The sequence below is a fragment of the Flavobacterium sp. CECT 9288 genome (assembly GCF_918731615.1).
Lineage (GTDB): Bacteria > Bacteroidota > Bacteroidia > Flavobacteriales > Flavobacteriaceae > Flavobacterium.
The window spans coordinates 3442469-3459862 of the sequence record NZ_OU957226.1 but is presented as its reverse complement, the minus strand read 5'-3'; the positions used below and the strand labels follow the sequence as shown (position 1 = coordinate 3459862).

Annotated in this window: 11 protein-coding genes; 2 read left to right on the top strand and 9 right to left on the bottom strand. The window is 33.9% G+C overall.

The genetic code is table 11. The annotated features are described in order from the left end of the window. Positions 1 to 2: 2 nt before the first annotated feature. Positions 3 to 689, top strand: coding sequence for a fibronectin type III domain-containing protein (locus tag LQ189_RS15315; protein WP_230158373.1), 687 nt, complete (start codon positions 3 to 5; stop codon positions 687 to 689). A 735-nt stretch (positions 690 to 1424) separates the two neighbouring features. Here the strand turns inward: LQ189_RS15315 and dprA are convergent. Continuing rightward, complete coding sequence (gene dprA, locus LQ189_RS15310; RefSeq protein ID WP_086453532.1) at positions 1425 to 2525, bottom strand: DNA-processing protein DprA; 1101 nt, start codon at positions 2523 to 2525, stop codon at positions 1425 to 1427. A gap of 102 nt (positions 2526 to 2627) precedes the next feature. Between dprA and LQ189_RS15305 the strand changes: the two genes are divergently transcribed. Continuing rightward, entirely contained in the window at positions 2628 to 3575 is a 948-nt protein-coding gene (locus LQ189_RS15305) for an SPOR domain-containing protein (protein WP_230158371.1), read from the top strand. A 118-nt stretch (positions 3576 to 3693) separates the two neighbouring features. Here the strand turns inward: LQ189_RS15305 and LQ189_RS15300 are convergent, their stop codons facing one another. From LQ189_RS15300 to LQ189_RS15265, 8 genes are all read right to left on the bottom strand, one after another. Beyond that, positions 3694 to 4458 (bottom strand): DUF2182 domain-containing protein, encoded by a 765-nt coding sequence (locus tag LQ189_RS15300; RefSeq protein ID WP_230158370.1) that lies wholly within the window; start codon positions 4456 to 4458, stop codon positions 3694 to 3696. A gap of 16 nt (positions 4459 to 4474) precedes the next feature. Beyond that, positions 4475 to 6547: a tyrosinase family protein gene (locus LQ189_RS15295; RefSeq protein WP_230158369.1), complete on the bottom strand. Its 2073-nt coding sequence runs from the start codon at positions 6545 to 6547 to the stop codon at positions 4475 to 4477. Positions 6548 to 7099: 552 nt separating this feature from the next. Next, the gene (locus tag LQ189_RS15290; RefSeq protein ID WP_230158368.1) at positions 7100 to 9367 is read right to left on the bottom strand and encodes a helix-turn-helix domain-containing protein; all 2268 of its coding nucleotides are present in this window, start codon (positions 9365 to 9367) and stop codon (positions 7100 to 7102) included. A 287-nt stretch (positions 9368 to 9654) separates the two neighbouring features. Beyond that, positions 9655 to 10224: an OmpH family outer membrane protein gene (locus LQ189_RS15285; protein WP_230158367.1), complete on the bottom strand. Its 570-nt coding sequence runs from the start codon at positions 10222 to 10224 to the stop codon at positions 9655 to 9657. Positions 10225 to 10501: 277 nt separating this feature from the next. After that, positions 10502 to 11362, bottom strand: coding sequence for a bifunctional 2-polyprenyl-6-hydroxyphenol methylase/3-demethylubiquinol 3-O-methyltransferase UbiG (locus LQ189_RS15280; protein WP_230158366.1), 861 nt, complete (start codon positions 11360 to 11362; stop codon positions 10502 to 10504). A gap of 218 nt (positions 11363 to 11580) precedes the next feature. Then, positions 11581 to 13452, bottom strand: coding sequence for a tRNA uridine-5-carboxymethylaminomethyl(34) synthesis enzyme MnmG (gene mnmG, locus LQ189_RS15275; RefSeq protein ID WP_230158365.1), 1872 nt, complete (start codon positions 13450 to 13452; stop codon positions 11581 to 11583). A gap of 192 nt (positions 13453 to 13644) precedes the next feature. Then, positions 13645 to 14064, bottom strand: coding sequence for an rRNA maturation RNase YbeY (ybeY, locus tag LQ189_RS15270; protein ID WP_230158364.1), 420 nt, complete (start codon positions 14062 to 14064; stop codon positions 13645 to 13647). Then, positions 14061 to 17345: a DUF4175 family protein gene (locus tag LQ189_RS15265; protein WP_230158362.1), complete on the bottom strand. Its 3285-nt coding sequence runs from the start codon at positions 17343 to 17345 to the stop codon at positions 14061 to 14063. The genes ybeY and LQ189_RS15265 overlap by 4 nt, the downstream gene beginning before the upstream one ends. Positions 17346 to 17394 lie beyond the last annotated feature (49 nt).

Here is a 17394-nt window from a genome sequence, read left to right as displayed (position 1 = left end):
AAATGAAACGTTTTCTATATCTATCCATAGCAGGACTTATGATTGCTGCTTGTAGTAGCGGTGGTGACGAACCAGAAGTTAAAAATTCGGCTCCAACTACTCCTGGTTTAACTGCACCAGACGACAATAAACTTTGCTTAAACACCTCGGTTGTGTTTGAATGGAAACCAGCAACCGATGTTAATAACGATGTTATTACCTATCAATTGCAAGTAGCCAAAGACAATCAGTTCACTCAAATAGTAAAAACTGAAGATATTCAAGGCTTAACTAAGAGCATTGATCTGGAAAAAAATACGGCGTATTACTGGAGAGTTAAATCTACAGATAGTAAAGGTCTCTCTAGTGCGTATTCCTCAACTTACAAGTTTTACACCTCAGGAGATGCTGTAATTAACCACCTTCCGTTTGTGCCTGATTTAGTTGCACCTACTCAAAATGTGGTATTGAATACTTCAACCACTACATTAAAATGGAACGCTACTGATGTTGATGCTACTGATGTATTAACGTATGACATCTATTTTGGAACTAGTGCAAATCCTACTACAAAAATCAAGGAAAATAGTACTTCAAAATCATTTGATATTACCTTAGAATCTAGCAAAGAATATCATTGGAAAATAGTGGTCAAAGACAACAAAGGTGGAGAAACTACTGGACAAATTTGGAAATTTAAAACCAATTAACACTTTCCAATTTTAGTAAAATAGCCCCGTTTTCTGTAAAAAGAAAATGGGGCTTTTTATTTTACACAAATAAAAATATACTTTTACTCCTCACTTTTAAGATTTCCATAATCACACTGTCGTTTGCAACGAGTACTTAATTAATTAGCTTATAAAAAATCATAATGCTTACAAAGTGGATCATTCACTCTATCAATAAATTATGTACTAAATTACTAGGTTAGATAGCGGTTGTATCTCCTTTCACTATAGCTACAAAATTTAAAGGGCCTTATTGCAATTGCTACGATTAAACTTTTAACTGAAATAGGCACTCTTTGAAACAAGCGCAAAGGTGAAAAACGTCTTTTATTTTTAAAATTCAATGTTATATAAGGACTTAGACCCAACAGGTTTTAAAAACCTGTTAGGTCTAAACAAAACGTAAAGTTTTCAACATGGCTTATTCAAATTGAAGTATTGCAATACGATGGCACTATTTTTTTGTACTGAAAACAAAACGTTCTCCCCTAGCCCCGATGGAAGTGGAAATCCTTTATTTCGTGAGGGTTTTTTACCCGAATCGTAATAAAGATTGAAGCATACAGCGGGACAACTCGTGTGCTGGCCAAAAATATGCTGCTCCTAGAAAAACACACAAATATGTCCGATGGACAGGCATCGGGAATAACCTTTAAAGGATTTGACACCGTTTTAAGGCGCTGTTTGAATAAAAAAACACTCGATTGACAAGATTTATATTGCTTCGAATAATTTGCCGGGTAATGGCCTTATAACGCCTTTTAGCTCCATATTTAAGAGCATTCCTGATATTTTGTAAATAGGGAAATCACAGTGTAATGCAATAATGTCCATCAATTCTTTTCCTGTTTTTAGGAGGTAATCGTATACTTTTTGTTCGTCATCATCAAGCGTTACAAACAATTGCTTTTGTACGGGTTTAGAATCCTGCTGAATATCCCAATTTAAGATATACACCAAATCAGCGGCGCTAGTGAGTACATTTGCTTTTTGGGTTTTAATGAGGTTGTTGCAGCCTTGGCTGTATTTATCGGTAACACGGCCGGGAACTGCAAATACGTCTCGGTTATAATCATTGGCCATATTGGCCGTAATCAAAGAGCCACCTCTATCTGCTGATTCAATAACAATAGTTGCCTCAGACATCCCTGCAACAATGCGGTTTCTGCGCACAAAGTTTTCTTTGTCTGGGTTGGTAGTACTCCAAAATTCGGTCATAAAACCTCCGTTTTGTTCAACTGCAGCTACGTATTTTTTATGGGTTTTGGGATAAATTTGGTTCAATCCATGAGCTACAACGCCTATGGTTTGCAACTGAAATTCTATGGCAAGTTGATGGGCCACGATATCAACTCCATAGGCAAAACCACTCACGATTATTGGATTAAGAGGAGCCAAATCTGAGATAAATTTTCTGCAAAATTCAATACCGTATGCAGTAATTTGGCGAGTACCTACTATGCTAATTATTTTTTTATTTTTTAAGTCTATATTTCCAGATTGAAACAATAATAAGGGTCCGTCAAAGCAATGTTTGAGTCTTTCTGGATAATCTTGATCTAAAAAACTGGTTGTTTTAATGGCATTGGCTTTTAGGAATGCTAATTCTTGATTTGCCTTTTCAAATACTGATTTGTCTTTAAGGTTTTTTAATAGCGTAGCTCCAACACCATCAATGGCAGCGAGTTGGGTAGTTTTTGTTTTAAATACTTCTTCGGCAGAACCACAATGTGATAGTAATTTCTTGGCCATAATGTCCCCTACTCCCTCTACACGTTGCAGAGCTAAAATATAAAATAAATCCTGTTCGTTCATGCTAAATATTTGAAAGTGAAAAGTATAAATTTTTGGGGGAATTGTTAATAAAAATTGTGAATAAAATTTTGATAACTATTTTCATTGTATAACTTTGCTACTATGAAAATCGAAATTTACATCGCTCAGCTTTTATACCGTTATCAATGTGTAACTGTTCCTGGTTTAGGGGCATTTTTGACTGAAATTCAATCTGCGAAACTTGAGCAAGGTTCTCATTCTTTTTCTCCGCCTACCAAAAAAATAGCATTTAATGCAAATTTAAAAAATAATGATGGCTTACTAGCGAATCATATTGCGCTAGCTGAGAAAAAATCTTATGATTATGCCGTGGGCGCTATACAATATGAAGTATTCAAATGGAAAAAATCATTAGAAGAAAATAAATATTTGACTCTTAATAACATAGGTGACTTACGTTTGAATGCAGAAAACAATATAGTGTTTACCCCATTTGACCAAACCAATTACTTGACTAGTTCTTTTGGTCTAGCTGCATTTGTTTCTCCCGAAGTAAAAAGACTAGTTGAAGAAGAAGTGTTCAGTTCTGAAGACAGTACTCAAACGATTACCTTTATACCAACAGAACCTAGAACTATTTCTCCATACTTAAAATATGCAGCGGTTTTTGTACTAGGTTTAGGACTTGTAGGTAGTGTGGGTTACCCTATGTATGAAAACCAAGTAGCATCACAAACCTTATTGGTTAAAACTGCGGTACAAAAACAAGTTCAAAATAAGATTCAAGAAGCTACTTTTATTATTGAAAATCCTATACCTGCAGTAACTTTGACTGTAAAATCTTCAGAAAAAGCTACCCTTCCTTACCACATTATGGCTGGAGTGTATAGAGATCAACATAATGCTAATGCTAGTTTAAAAAATCTTAAAAAGTTAGGGTTTCCTGCTAGACGTATTGCTCCCAATAAAAATGGATATTACCCTGTTTTATACGGAAGTTATGCCACATTTGCAGAAGCTGAAAAAGCTAAAAAAGAAATCAACAATTCGCACAATCCTGATGCTTGGATTTTGATTGAATCGCTTTAACTTACACTTTATCAATAATATTAAATCCCCTAAATAGTAAAATATATTTAGGGGATTTTTTTTAAAATTAAATTTACTCTTTGTCCTTAACCACCTGAATTCAATATTAAATTGTTTATTATACCGTTACAAGTTGCTGTACTTTAATTCTAGTTTGAGCAATCAAGATTTTTATCAATTTCAAACGCAAACTAAAGTTCCAGCGGGGCAATTGCGGGTGTTCCATGTGCTCACTAATCATTATAATTGTAACCACAATCATGGCTAAATTATGACCCGTAGGCAATAACATAGGAAACAACATTAAGACCCAGCCTGCTCCTACGCACCATAAACCATGGTAGATTCCGTAAACAAATGCATCTCGTTTTGCTGCCCATCCAAAGGCTGAAAGTGTCCAATGTTCGTGACCTCGGTTCAAACATTGCTGTTTTATAGGTGAAAATTGCCAAATTATAGCTACAATCATAAAGCCCAATGCCGGTAAATAAGACATAGGAAGTAACAAATTTAACATCATGATTATTGCAATCATGAATACACCTGTTACCATCCAAATTAGTACATATCCTAAAACAAATAACAAAGCATTTAAAAAACGATTCCGCTTAAGGCTTTGTATATAAATAAGTTGTATAGGTACGATTAATTTAGGTAACATCATAGCCACAACCATTAACCCCCAGCCTAATAGCTGGGAAGAAAATGGATTCATTTCTAATAACATTTTTAAGGATCCAGCGGAAGGACCAGATGCAGAAACATGACAATGTTCCATAGTCATAATATTCCCAGGATTAACTAATAGCAGCACCCAAACAAGTAAACTGATGCTTATAATTATAAAGTTAATGCTTATTTTACTGTATTTTGATAGTTTCATACTGTCCTTTTTTGGTTTATTTGCCAGAACGGTAAATTCCTATCCTGCCTACAGTAATTTCACTATTATTAGGCAAAGGATTTGATGTTTTTATCTCGACATGGAGCGCTTCCAAAGTGAGATTGTTAGCAAGATGCAGATCATCAACAATACTCGTAATATTAAATTTAAAAGTAAGACCAGAACCTCCGTGAGCAGTATTTTTCATGGATGCCATTCGAATACCAAAAAGTGAAACTGTTTTTACTAAGGTTCCGTTTACAAATACGGATAAAAAATTAGCATTATTAGTCCCTGTTACATTCTCTAATAAAAGATAAACTTCATCAGGCATTTCGCTTAAAGATGCTTTAAGTAAGCTCTTAGAGACTGTTTTCCATGCACTCGCATCAAGAGCCACACTTGCTTGAGTTGTACCACTATTCAATTTAATAGAATTGCTACTTGCGCCAACTAGCTCAGCATTACTTTTTGAAGGCATAGGATGATCATTAGGATTTACAGTAACTCCAAGTTTAGATAAACGCAAAACGGATTTTTCAACTGCGGTAGCTGGAGGTACTTTACTGTATGAAGTTAAGGAAAGGTCATCATAAGTATAGGAGTAAAGGGCTTGATTGTAATACTTTAAATCAGTAGTGCTATTAACATCTTCAGGTGTGTAGTACCATGATTTTCCACTTGAGTCCAGTGGCATAGCAAATTGAGAATTCCCCTGCGCTCTAGGTCCATGTAACCAATTTAAGTCCTTAGGGTTTTCATTTTTTCCAGTCTCATTCCAAGCAGCCCACATACGATCAATATTGGCATGATGTAGAAAGAAAATAGGGTCTAAACCTGCTAAACCTGGATCAGCCATTAAGCCTTCATATTCCTCACTTGGAGTGCTAGTAAGACTAATTTTAACAGCACCGGTATTATCTGTTAAACCAGCACCATATGCACCCGTTAAATCGTCATTTATACAAACCTCTAATAAACCACTACTTCCATTTGGTACAATAGCTCCATCTCCTATTAAAAAAGGGGTTCCGCCATTTACTCTCCCAACTAAAGCTCCCATGGCTACATTAACCATTGGATACAGCGGTTGATTAACTGGAACAACAATATCTGGAGAACCATTAGCATCATATAATTTACCGCCATTATCATTTGGATCTGCAGTCCAAGCTCCACTCACAAAGGACACTACAACTGTGGAACTTCCTTGCACAATATTTATTCCTGTAGATTGCCAAGGTTGGTTTGCTTGCACCGTAAAATTAGTACCTGAAAAAGACCAAAATTCTGAATTTAATCCTCCAACCATACCGTGCACAAAATTATGAGGATTCATTTCTAAATCTCCAAAACCACCATTGCTATGACTAAAACCTGTTTGTGCACCACCATAATGATCGCCAAAAATAGTTATGCCTTCTTGGTCAGTAGGTGTTTGTGGATCTTCCTGTGAATCAGCACCGCTACTGTATAAAGTATCCCACTGACATTCATCATTAATAGAATTAGTCAAACCCGTTCCCACTATTAAAAATATACCGTTCGTAGGGTTACCCGTAACTCCATATCGTTCTGGTACATACAAAGGATTTGCAGTACCATCTGGCAACTCTATAGCAGTAAATGCTGGAGGAATATAGTTTTCTTCAAAAGTTAGGGATTGACTCATGTAATTCCAATACGGTAAGGCCCAATCGCTTGGTCCTCCTAACTGAACAATTGTATCTCTAAGAAGATTTTCAAGAGCTACTAAATACCCTCTATGCCATGGAGGAAAAAACCACGTTCCATGCTGACATTGATTCCAAAACAAACTAATAAAATTTTGATCTGGCAATGTACCAAGTTTTGCTGATTCTGGTATTGAACTGATTTTAGTCCAATTAGGATAACCAGATGGTGCTGAATCTGTACCAAAATCACTCGTTAGATATTCTCCATGAATAGCGGCGTAGAACCACCAACTTGTAGGATTACTAATTGGTTTCAATTTCATTGCCCCTACTGCTCTTGCATACCACAAAAGATCTAAATTCTCAAAGGTACCTCCGTTGTTCCATGCATTCGCTCTTGTAAATGTTGTCATAGTTATTTTTAGTTTAATTGATAGTTTCTATTACAGTTTTTGAACCAAACTAGCGAACGATTTAGCAAATCATATTGCCTTTTGTTGACTGCTAGATGGCCACTATTTACTGAATCATTCCTAATTTTAGTTTGATATATCAATCTCTTTCGCCTAATTTAAGAACACACCAAAAATTTAATTTGGTTTATGGGCACTCAAAACTAAAACAATTATCACAACGGTAACTGCGTATTTTTACGTGTATTTATGATACTATAAAATGAATGGAGATTTAAAAGGGTATTTTTCTTATTAAATAAATGCTCTTGCAGGTGAATTCAGAGCGTCCAAAATTTTATTCCTGGGGATTTTTTTGAGAAGCAATTCCAGCTATCCGTTACAATCTTATACGCCAAAACCCGGCGCATAAGGATTTTCACTTCTATCTGGGCTATGTTATGGTTACCTCAAGGCGTATTACTTACTTTAGGCTACTTATAAACGTTCTTTTTAAAGATATTAATTCAGAATCAAAAGAGTATCAAACTATTCGCCTTAAATCAAAAAACCTTAATTCAAGCTCGCTTTAAACATGCGCGCTTCTTCCCATGAAAATTTTTGGCCGTTTTCTTCCATTAAAGCATTTAAAGATTCCTCTTTGTATCCCGCAAAAGCTTGCTCAAGATCTTGAAGTGTTTGCTCTGATAAAACCTCTTTAATAGAAACCGCCTTGGTTTGAATCAACTTAACAAAATGAGAATAGATAGTATTTACCGTAAGTACTCGCAATGCTGCAATTTCTGGTATGCTTTTCTTTTCTACCCACAGCTCATACGTTTCTTGATAGGTAGATTTCTTTACAACAGCTGTTTTATTTTTCTTTTTGGTGTAACGCTGCACATCTTGCTCATCTTCAATTAAAGTAACATTCAATTCTTTGAACTGTTTTTGAATGGCATCCGTTTTTCTAGTAATGTATTTTTGGATTTCGTCTGAAGTTAATTTTTCTTTAGAAATGGATTCGCCTGCAACCACTGTTTCAATTAAAAGTTGGGCTTTCATTAAACGAAGTACAGCTTTTGTTTGAAATTCCTCTAGCAAAACCAACTCTTCATAATAGGCTTTTACTTTCTTGATTCGCTTTATCTCTTCTATTTTCCAAAGGATTTCAAATACCAAGTCGTCCATTGGCTTAAAAAAATAAGAAAATGCTGCTTGCACTCGAGTTGCTACATGGTTTAGATCTACCGTTTCTGGAGCAAAAAGTTTATTTAATTGATTTATGAATTTGGTAGAAGGTTCAAGTAATTGCTCAACAATTTCCATTTGTTTTTTGGCCCAAAGCGCGTGTTTTGATTTGCCAGTACTTTCTGGGTTTTCAGTATAGCTAAACTTGTGGTTGCGCCATTGTTGCGCTAAATCATTCCAATTAAAACTGTTAACTAAGTATTGATGAATGAAATTCTTAGTTTCAAAGTGCAAGGCGTTTTCTAAAACAGTATCCGAAGCTTTGTTCAAAGAATAGTCCATTACATCTTGATCGTTTGAAATACCATTCATACGTAGCGGAGAAAGCAAAATAAGCCCATTTAAGGAACGTAAACGTGATAATGCTACATAAGCCTGCCCAGGCAAAAAAACTTGCGATACATCTAGCGCTGCTTTCTCAAAAGTAAGTCCTTGACTTTTATGAACGGTTATCGCCCACGCTAATTTGATCGGGTAATGCACAAAAGTGCCTAAAACCTCTTCTTCTATTTCCTTTGTTGTGGCATTTACGGTGTACCGTATGTTTTGCCATTCGTATTTTTCAACCTCGATGGTTTTGTTTTCTTCAGGAAATAAAATTACAATTTCTCTGGGCGCGAGAGATTGTACCACACCCATCTTCCCGTTGAAATAATGTTTATCAAATGACAAATCATTTTTGACAAACATAATTTGCGAACCCACTTTTAATTTCAAATCATGCTCCACGGGGAAAATTTTATCTGGAAAATCACCCGTGATTTCCGGTTGAAATACCTGTAATTTCCCTTCAAGATCCTCAAGCGCTTGTGCGTTGATGGCATCGGCTTTGTGATTGTGGGTAGTTAAAGTGATGTAACCCTTGTTAGCTTTTAAATCAAAATTAGGTTGTACGTATTGGTTTAAGGTTTGAATGTCAAGAACGGTGATTTGATTGTTTCTCAAATTGTTCAACACTGAAATAAAAGTATCATCTGTCTGTCGGAAAATTTTTGATAATTCAATATACAATGGTGGAAACTGCTGAATAACATGGGAATGAAAGAAAAATTTGCCTTTGTAATAATTCCTTAAAGTGCTCCATTCCTCATCCCGAATAACAGGTGGCAATTGCAACAAATCCCCAATGTACAAAACTTGAACTCCTCCAAAAGGGCTATTTTTAGAACGCACTGTTTGCATCATAAAATCTATAGCATCCAGTAAATCAGCACGTAACATACTTACTTCATCAATAATTAAAAGCTCCATATTACGAATGACCGATTTTTTTAAACCGCTCATTTTAAAATGCCTACGCAAAGTAGCCTTCGTTTCAAACTTGGTACTATCAGAAAATTGTGGCGCTGAATTATCTGGAATAAAACCTCCAAAAGGCAATTGAAACATGGAGTGAATGGTAACCCCTCCAGCATTTAAGGCAGCAATGCCTGTAGGTGCAACGACTACTGTGTTTTTATGTGTAGTAGCAATGATTTCTTTAAGTAAAGTGGTTTTTCCTGTACCAGCTTTTCCTGTTAGAAAAATAGAACGTTGCGTTTGATTGATAAACCGAAGGGTGTAAGCTGCTGCTTCAGAGATAGTTTGCATTAGGCGTGTATATAAAAAGCAAATATAGTAAACGAAAATTCAATTAAAAATAAGCTGAGTAATCTAAATTCGTATTTGAAACAAATTTTTAAATTTAATCAATCTATTAGTAAACAGATAAATAGCATAGTTACATAAGCCAGATTAATCACAAGGTATTAAGCTTTGATTTACTACAAATGAATTCTTTACCGATATAAAAAAGAAAGATAGCTTTGAAATAAGAAGCAAAAAAAAGCCTTCAATCTAATTATAGATGAAGGCGATTTTTTGAATCTCGATGGTAATTATTTTTTAGCTTCTGCTTTTTCTTCCGTTTTTGCAGGAGCTTTGTATTTGTCGTTCAATGCTTTAATGATATCTTTTGTTATATCAAATTTATCTTCGGCATATAGAATAGTAGCAGCATCGCCAGTTCCATAAATGTATGCGTACCCTTTTTCTTTACCGTAAGCTTTAATAAATTTCTTTACACCGCTTACTAGTGAATCCATTTCTTTACCACTTTCAGCTTGTAATTCTTGTGATAAAGCTTGTTGCGCATAACCTAGTTGTTGTTCTCTTTTTTGCAATTCAGCCCCTTTTTTCTGAGCCCATTCTTGACCGTTAGCTTGAGCTTGTGATTGAAAGTTTGCTGCTTCTTGCTTAAATCTATTAATTTCAGCTTCTAATTGTCTTCCCTTCTCCTCTGCTTTAGATTTGAATTTGGATTCAAGATCTTTAGCCTCGGTATATTGTTTCATTAATTCAGATGTATCAACATAAGCCGTTTTTACTTCCTTAGTTGCTTCTGCTGGTTTGTTACAAGATACAAGTGCAATTGTTAAAGCAACAAGTACTAACGCTTTTTTATTCATAGTAATTTTATTTATTATTTGAGATTGGTAATTATTAAATTTTGTTGTGATTGAAAATCAATTTTTAGTAACTGTGACAAAAATATAAAAAAATAGACAGCATTGACAAAAACTTAAAAAATTAGTCATTATAATCGCTATAGTATTTACTTATGCCACTCATTTAAAAAATAATTTTAGCCTATTAAAAACAAAGCTCACAATTGATTTTAAATTAAAAATTAAAAAAAAGCGATATTCTAGAGTATTTAAACTCAAAATAGCGCCTTAAAAGCGCTTAAATTGATTTTTGGTCGTTTTTAAGCACATAAATGTGCGATGAGTACTCTAAATTTTTCTTTCCGTACCAATTTGATTTGAGTCCTGTATAAATTGCCGAAAAATAATTCATTTTCCCAGTTTTGTATTTTTCAGATAGCAAGCTCACATAAAACGCATCAAATTTCATTGGAAGTACTTTTACTAATTTCATGCTTTCCTTTTCGAAAAGCATTTTTATAGCTGTTTTCGAAAAATGCCAAAAATGAATAGGCACATCATAAGCTGCCCAAAAGGTTCCGTACTGTTCTGCATCGAAAGATTTAAAATTAGGAACGGCAACAATTAAAGTTCCATTTGGCTTAAGCAATCGTTTCAGTTCTAAAATTTGCTCCTCTAAATTAGGAACATGTTCTAGCACATGCCACATGGTAATTACATCAAAAGAATGATTTTCTAATGCTACTGTTTTTTCAACAAAAGAAACACCTTTGTTTTTCGCAATTGCTTTAGCTTTTTCACTAGGCTCTACTCCTATTGTTTGCCAACCATTTTGTTTTGCAACAGATAAAAAATCTCCTGTTCCTGCTCCAATATCCAAAATCCTTCCTTTATTTGGTTGAAAGGAATTAATCAAATCTAACTTATTTTTTAATGCAATGTTTTTTACGAAGTGATATGCTTTTTCAAATAACGAACGCTTACTGTCAGTATGTGAAATATAATCTACGCTTTCGTAGTACTTTCCTAAATTTTCCAAACTAGGTTGTGGAGACGTAATCAACATATCCAAATCTTCGTCATGATACAACTCAAAAGTTTCTTTTGAAACGGAATAATCTTTAACGGTTAAAAAATGCTTTTTGTTTGAAATATCCATTAATTAAATCTTCTTTATGTTTTGTTTTTATACTAAACCCTGAAAACATTTATAAAAGATTTCAGGGTTGGAATTATACTATTCTAAATTATCAATAACAGCAAGACTTCACGCCGTAGTTTCACGTGGAACATTTTTTAGTATTAAGTATTCAAAAGCAATAAAATAAAAGATAAAAGATCAAACTGAAAACTGCTTAGTGAATACTGAACACTTACTTAACGACCCATATAAATCAACAATACAGAAATATCACTTGGAGATACACCACTAATTCTTGACGCTTGTGAAATAGTAACCGGTCTGATTTTGGATAATTTTTGTTTGGCTTCAATAGACATAGACTTGATTTTTTCATAATCAAAATTCTCAGGAATCTTAACATCTTCGAGTCGCAACAACTTATCCGCATTATTTCGTTCCTTTTCAATATAACCAGAATACTTTACTTGAATTTCTGCTTGTTCTAAAATTTCTTGATCTAAATCGTGCTCATCAATATAAGCAGTAACTTTTTCGAATTTTAAGATATCTTCTAAATCAATTTGTGGTCTAGAGAAAACTTTAAACATTTTGTCCCCTTGCGTAATCAATGCAGTATTTTTAGATTCTAAAATAGGATTGGCTTCAGAAACAGAAATACTAGTCTCTTTAAAAAAAGCAACCATCTTTTCAGACTCTTTTAATTTATGTTCCATTCTACGCAAACGAGCTTCAGAGGCAAGACCAATTTCAAATGACATTGGCGTTAATCTAAAATCAGCATTGTCCTGACGCAATAAAGTTCTGTACTCTGCACGAGAGGTAAACATTCTGTATGGTTCCTCAGTTCCTTTGGTAATCAAGTCATCTATCAAAACCCCAATATAAGCTTCATCTCTTTTTAAAATCAAGGGCGCTTTTTCGTTAATCTTCAAATGCGCATTTATACCAGCCATCAATCCTTGAGCAGCTGCTTCTTCATATCCTGTAGTTCCATTTATTTGACCAGCAAAAAACAAACCTGAAACTAATTTCGTTTCAAGAGTATGCTTCAATTGTGTTGGCGGAAAATAATCATACTCTATAGCATAACCAGGTCTAAAAAACTTTACGTTTTCAAAACCTACAACAGAACGCAACGCTTTAAATTGAATATCCTCGGGTAATGATGTAGAGAAACCATTCACATACACCTCACAGGTATTCCAACCTTCAGGCTCCACAAAAAGCTGGTGTCTTTCTTTATCAGCAAAACGATTAATTTTATCTTCAATAGACGGGCAATACCTTGGACCTAAACTTTTGATACGACCGTTGAACATTGGAGAACGATCAAAACCTTCTCTAAGAATATCATGAACATCCAAAGAAGTATACGTCATGTGACATGATTTTTGGAAAGCCAAAGGTTTAGTGAAATCAGAATAAGAAAACTTATCTGGCTTTGCATCACCTTTCTCTTCATTCATTTTCGAATAATCAAGTGATCGTCCATCTACACGAGGTGGAGTTCCTGTTTTCATTCGGCCAGATTCAAAACCAACCGCAACAAGATCTTCAGTAATTCCATAAGAAGCACTTTCCCCTGCACGACCTCCACCAAATTGCTTATCACCAATATGAATCAATCCATTCAAAAAAGTACCATTAGTAAGCACCACAGATTTTGAACGAATCTCCAAACCTAATGAAGTTTTAATTCCTTTTACAACTCCATTCTCAATAATCAACCCACTAACCATTTCTTGATAAAAATCAAGATTTGGAGTTCCTTCAAGCATCAACCTCCATTCCTCAGCAAAACGCATTCGATCACTTTGAACTCTTGGAGACCACATAGCTGGTCCTTTTGATTTGTTGAGCATCTTAAACTGAATTGCCGTCTTGTCTGAAACAATTCCAGAATAACCGCCAAGAGCATCAATCTCTCGTACAATTTGTCCTTTTGCTATACCCCCCATTGCAGGATTACACGACATTTGCGCAATGTTTTGCAAGCTCATGGTAACCAAAAGCGTCTTCGATCCCAAATTAGCAGCGGCAGCGGCGGCCTCAGAACCAGCATGACCAGCCCCAACTACAATAACATCATATTCTTGATAAAACATTTTTATAAAAGTTTAATCCTTACGGATTGAATTTAAAAATTCAGTGTGTGTTTCACGTGGAACTAAATAAACCCTTCGTTAAATTTGTGTTCCACGTGGAACTAATTTAAAACTTTAATTTTTTTCGGTTCAACAAAGAACCGAAAAAGAAGAGTTGTGTTCCACGTGGAACGATATGGTATTAATAAAAGATTAGTGTTCCACGTGAAACATAACAATCTTTTCGTCTTCTTTATTTCTCATTAATAAAGCTTCTGAATCGCTTTTATCTTTGTATTCACAGTAATGTAGAATACCATGAGCTAAGACTCTTTTTAATTCTTGATCAAAAGTTACCTCATAATCGTTAGCGTTATCTTGAACACGTTCTATGGAAATAAAAATATCACCATTCAATTCATTGCCTACAGAGTAATCAAAACTAATGATATCTGTAAGTGTATCGTGATTAAGGTACTCAAGATTAATTTTGTGAAGGTATTCATCATCACAAAAAATATAATTTATTTCTCCTTCTTTTCTATTTTCAGAAACTATCACAGCAGAAAGCCATGCAGCATAACTATCTTCGTTGTCTAATGTGAACGTGGACTCGTAATTAAAATTGATCATTTGTTATTAAAATAAACTTGAACTTTAGTGTTAAAATTTGAGCGCAAAGGTAAGGATTGTCTATTTAAAATCTCTTTACTATTTAAATAATCTAGTAACGCAGCTGGAATCCTATTTGAACTACCGTTAAACTCTTTTTGATTGGTCTCTGATTGTCTTTTAGTATCTTCACCTTGTTCTTGAATAGCTGACTTTAATTTAAGTAGTTCTTGTTTAATATTCAGAATACGTTGCATGTTTTCATTATTGAAACCCTTATTGAGTAACTGCTTTTCTAAAGCTTTCATTTGTTCTAAGGCATTCTGACCCTTAGCTCCAATGCCTTTATTGTTAAGTTCATTTTGAAGAGACTCTCTTAACTGGCGTTGTTCTTTATAAATGTCCATTATGTCTTGAGCTTCTCCCTCACCCGATTCACCTTTTGACCCCGATTGAGATGGCTTTCCACTACTACCTGGTTTAGGGGTTTTGCCACTCTTTTGACCTTCTTTCATTTTATCGGCTAAGCCATCCATCTTTTTAATAATATCAGGAAGTTGCATTCCATCATTGCTTCCGGGTTTAGGCTTACCTTGACCCATACCCGACATCTGTGATTGCATACTGCTTAAAATAGAACTTAAAAAATCAGCTAGTTTATTAGCACTCGATACCGTGTATTGCTGATGAGAGAGTCCTTTTGCAATTTGAGCATCGGTGAAAGTGCTAAGTGACTTATCTAAATTATAAGAAACGTTTCCAATTTCCTTAGTAATGTCATCAGTAAATTTTGGATTTCTAAGTGACATCGCAAACAAACTATCATCAGCATGTTTAAACTGTTGTTTTAAATCTTGTTGGATTTTAATATTTTTATTAAACGCAGGAGAACCAGGTTTAAATTTTTTAAACTGATACATTAGGTCTTCCTGAGTCAATGAAAAAGATAACAGATTATCTAAAATTTGTCTCAACATAGCAACGTCCTCCTCCATTTGTTCTTGTTCAGCAGACTCCATTTCTTGAGCCATTTCTTGAGCCATTTGTTTCATCTTTTTAGATGCGTTCTTTTGGTTGGATTTAGCTTTTTCTTTATTATTTTTTGATAATTCAGAAATAGCTTTATTCAATTCCTCATCAACATCTTTCTTTTTAGAATCAGAATTTGGAAAAGATAAAGGTGCTTTTAATTCTTTATTCTCTTTAGACAATGCATCCAGTTCTTTCTTTAAAGAATTAAATTCTTCATTAATCTCCTTTTGATTATCCGTTTTATTGAGTTTATCATCATTAGATAAATTCTCTTGCTTGTTAGCTAATTTTGAAAGTTGTTCTTGTAATTGTTCCGCTTTCTTTTCTACGTAATATTTTTTAGTAAGCTCAACTAATTGTTCCAAACTCTTAACTTGATTCTTACTGTTTTGTTTGAATTTTTCCAATTTAGAAAACAATTGATCGTTCTGAATTTTTTCAGTTAAGGATTTTAATTCGTCTAATAACTTATCATTTTTATCTAAATCTTTCTCGGCTTTCTCTAAACGTTTTTGAAGTTCTTCTTTAAAAGCATCTTTCTTTTCCGTTTTAAATTGAGAAAGGTTTTCATTCATTTTCCTTGTGAATTCTTTCATGACAGCATCTTGCTTCATTTGACGTTGCATAAAATCATCCAATTTTTGTTGGTCTTTAAAATCAAGAATGTCCTTTTCTTTGCCTAGTTGCTGAAATTTATCTAAAGAAGAAAATTGCTTGTCTTGTTGCTTTAAAGATTTAGAAAGTCCAGAAACATTACGGGACTGCGACTCTAAAGCTTCAGCTACTTTTTCCTCTTCAGTTACTACCCTATTTGAGAAAATAGAAGACTTTGTACTTTTGAAATTATGCAAAGCATCAGTATCAAATACTTCAAAATAATACTCATAATCTACCCCTTCACTAACAGGTAGATTGCTTGGAAAGGCAAAAACAAACTGATCAAAAGAAGCTTTTTTAATAGCAATAGTTCCACGTTTAATCTGAGATGGATTCTTTCGATCATAGTAAACAATTTGTAGTTTCGAAAGTCCGTAATCATCAGATACTTGACCAATAACAAAATTCTTACTAACATTGAGACTATCTGGAGCTTTTGATACCATAATAGAAGGAAACTGATCTGCTATTGTATTAATTTCATAATTAAGCTTCTCAAAGTTAGTAACAGCAGTATTAGAAATAGTAATTTGATAATCCAGATTTCTAGAAATTCGCTTTGACAATTGGAAAGTATTATTCGATTTAACGAAAAAAGATTTTTGATTATTTTCAAAAAACGATACAGATTGTGTTTTAGAAGTGTTCAACTTCCATGTAACCAATGTGCCTTCTGGAACCATAGCATTACCAGTTCCTTTAATAATTTCAGACTTTTTATTTAGATAACTCGGAAATTGTAAATACATTTCAAAGTCGGCAATAGAGGGAACTTCAATTACATTCAATTCATAATCTGGGGATAAAACTCCATTTGCCTCCACGTGAAACAATAAGGACTGAATAGGTTTAGTAATTTTAAATGAAAACTCTCCTTGGGCATCCTGTTCCATAAAATAAGTTTCATCATTTAAGAAAACGACTATGTTTTCGGGCACTACTTTACCAACTGTTTTCATGCGTAAAGTAAAATCAGAACCTTGCTCTACTTGTAAATTCTTGTTAAGAATAATAAATTTAAATGGGGCTGGTGGCTGAAAAGGTGAACTAAAGTTAACAACACGATTTAAACTTTGAGAAATTACAGCACTGTTTCCCGTGAAATAAATAAGAAAGACAAAAACTAAAGGTGCTAAAGCTAAAGGATAATACTTAGAATTAGCTTTAAAATTTATAGCATTCCCAAAAGGAATTGGCGACAGTGTATTGGATTTTTGTTCGATAGAAGCTAAAACTAATTCCGAAGATACTGAAGATTGATCTTGAGATAGCTGTAAAAAATTGATCAATTTGTCTTGAACTTCAGAAAAATGTGTTCCAATTATAGCTGAAGCTTCCTTATAATCAATACCCGATTTTAATTTAAAAAGCTTAAAAACAGGAATCAAAATAAAGCGAAAGAACAAAAAAGCTTCTACAATGATAAATAGAACAAATAAAAAAGTTCTATAACTAGGTTTAAGCCATAAAAGGTATTCAATAAAAAGGGTAACTAAAAAATAAATTAAACCTAAACCGATAAAGAAAAGAGATCCTTTAATGAGTTCATTGGTGTAATACTTTTTAATAAAAGCTTCTAGTTTATCGTAAATAACATGCTGACTTTTAAGCATAAAATTGGTATTTATTTAACCTATAAAACTAATAATTTTAATTGATGCA

What these genes read in the sequence shown, in the direction of transcription:
- LQ189_RS15315 (WP_230158373.1), top strand. Translation starts at nt 3, where the DNA reads ATGAAACGTTTTCTATATCTATCCATAGCAGGACTTATGATTGCTGCT.
- dprA (WP_086453532.1), bottom strand. Translation starts at nt 2,525, where the DNA reads ATGAACGAACAGGATTTATTTTATATTTTAGCTCTGCAACGTGTAGAG.
- LQ189_RS15305 (WP_230158371.1), top strand. Translation starts at nt 2,628, where the DNA reads ATGAAAATCGAAATTTACATCGCTCAGCTTTTATACCGTTATCAATGT.
- LQ189_RS15300 (WP_230158370.1), bottom strand. Translation starts at nt 4,458, where the DNA reads ATGAAACTATCAAAATACAGTAAAATAAGCATTAACTTTATAATTATA.
- LQ189_RS15295 (WP_230158369.1), bottom strand. Translation starts at nt 6,547, where the DNA reads ATGACAACATTTACAAGAGCGAATGCATGGAACAACGGAGGTACCTTT.
- LQ189_RS15290 (WP_230158368.1), bottom strand. Translation starts at nt 9,367, where the DNA reads ATGCAAACTATCTCTGAAGCAGCAGCTTACACCCTTCGGTTTATCAAT.
- LQ189_RS15285 (WP_230158367.1), bottom strand. Translation starts at nt 10,224, where the DNA reads ATGAATAAAAAAGCGTTAGTACTTGTTGCTTTAACAATTGCACTTGTA.
- LQ189_RS15280 (WP_230158366.1), bottom strand. Translation starts at nt 11,362, where the DNA reads ATGGATATTTCAAACAAAAAGCATTTTTTAACCGTTAAAGATTATTCC.
- mnmG (WP_230158365.1), bottom strand. Translation starts at nt 13,452, where the DNA reads ATGTTTTATCAAGAATATGATGTTATTGTAGTTGGGGCTGGTCATGCT.
- ybeY (WP_230158364.1), bottom strand. Translation starts at nt 14,064, where the DNA reads ATGATCAATTTTAATTACGAGTCCACGTTCACATTAGACAACGAAGAT.
- LQ189_RS15265 (WP_230158362.1), bottom strand. Translation starts at nt 17,345, where the DNA reads ATGCTTAAAAGTCAGCATGTTATTTACGATAAACTAGAAGCTTTTATT.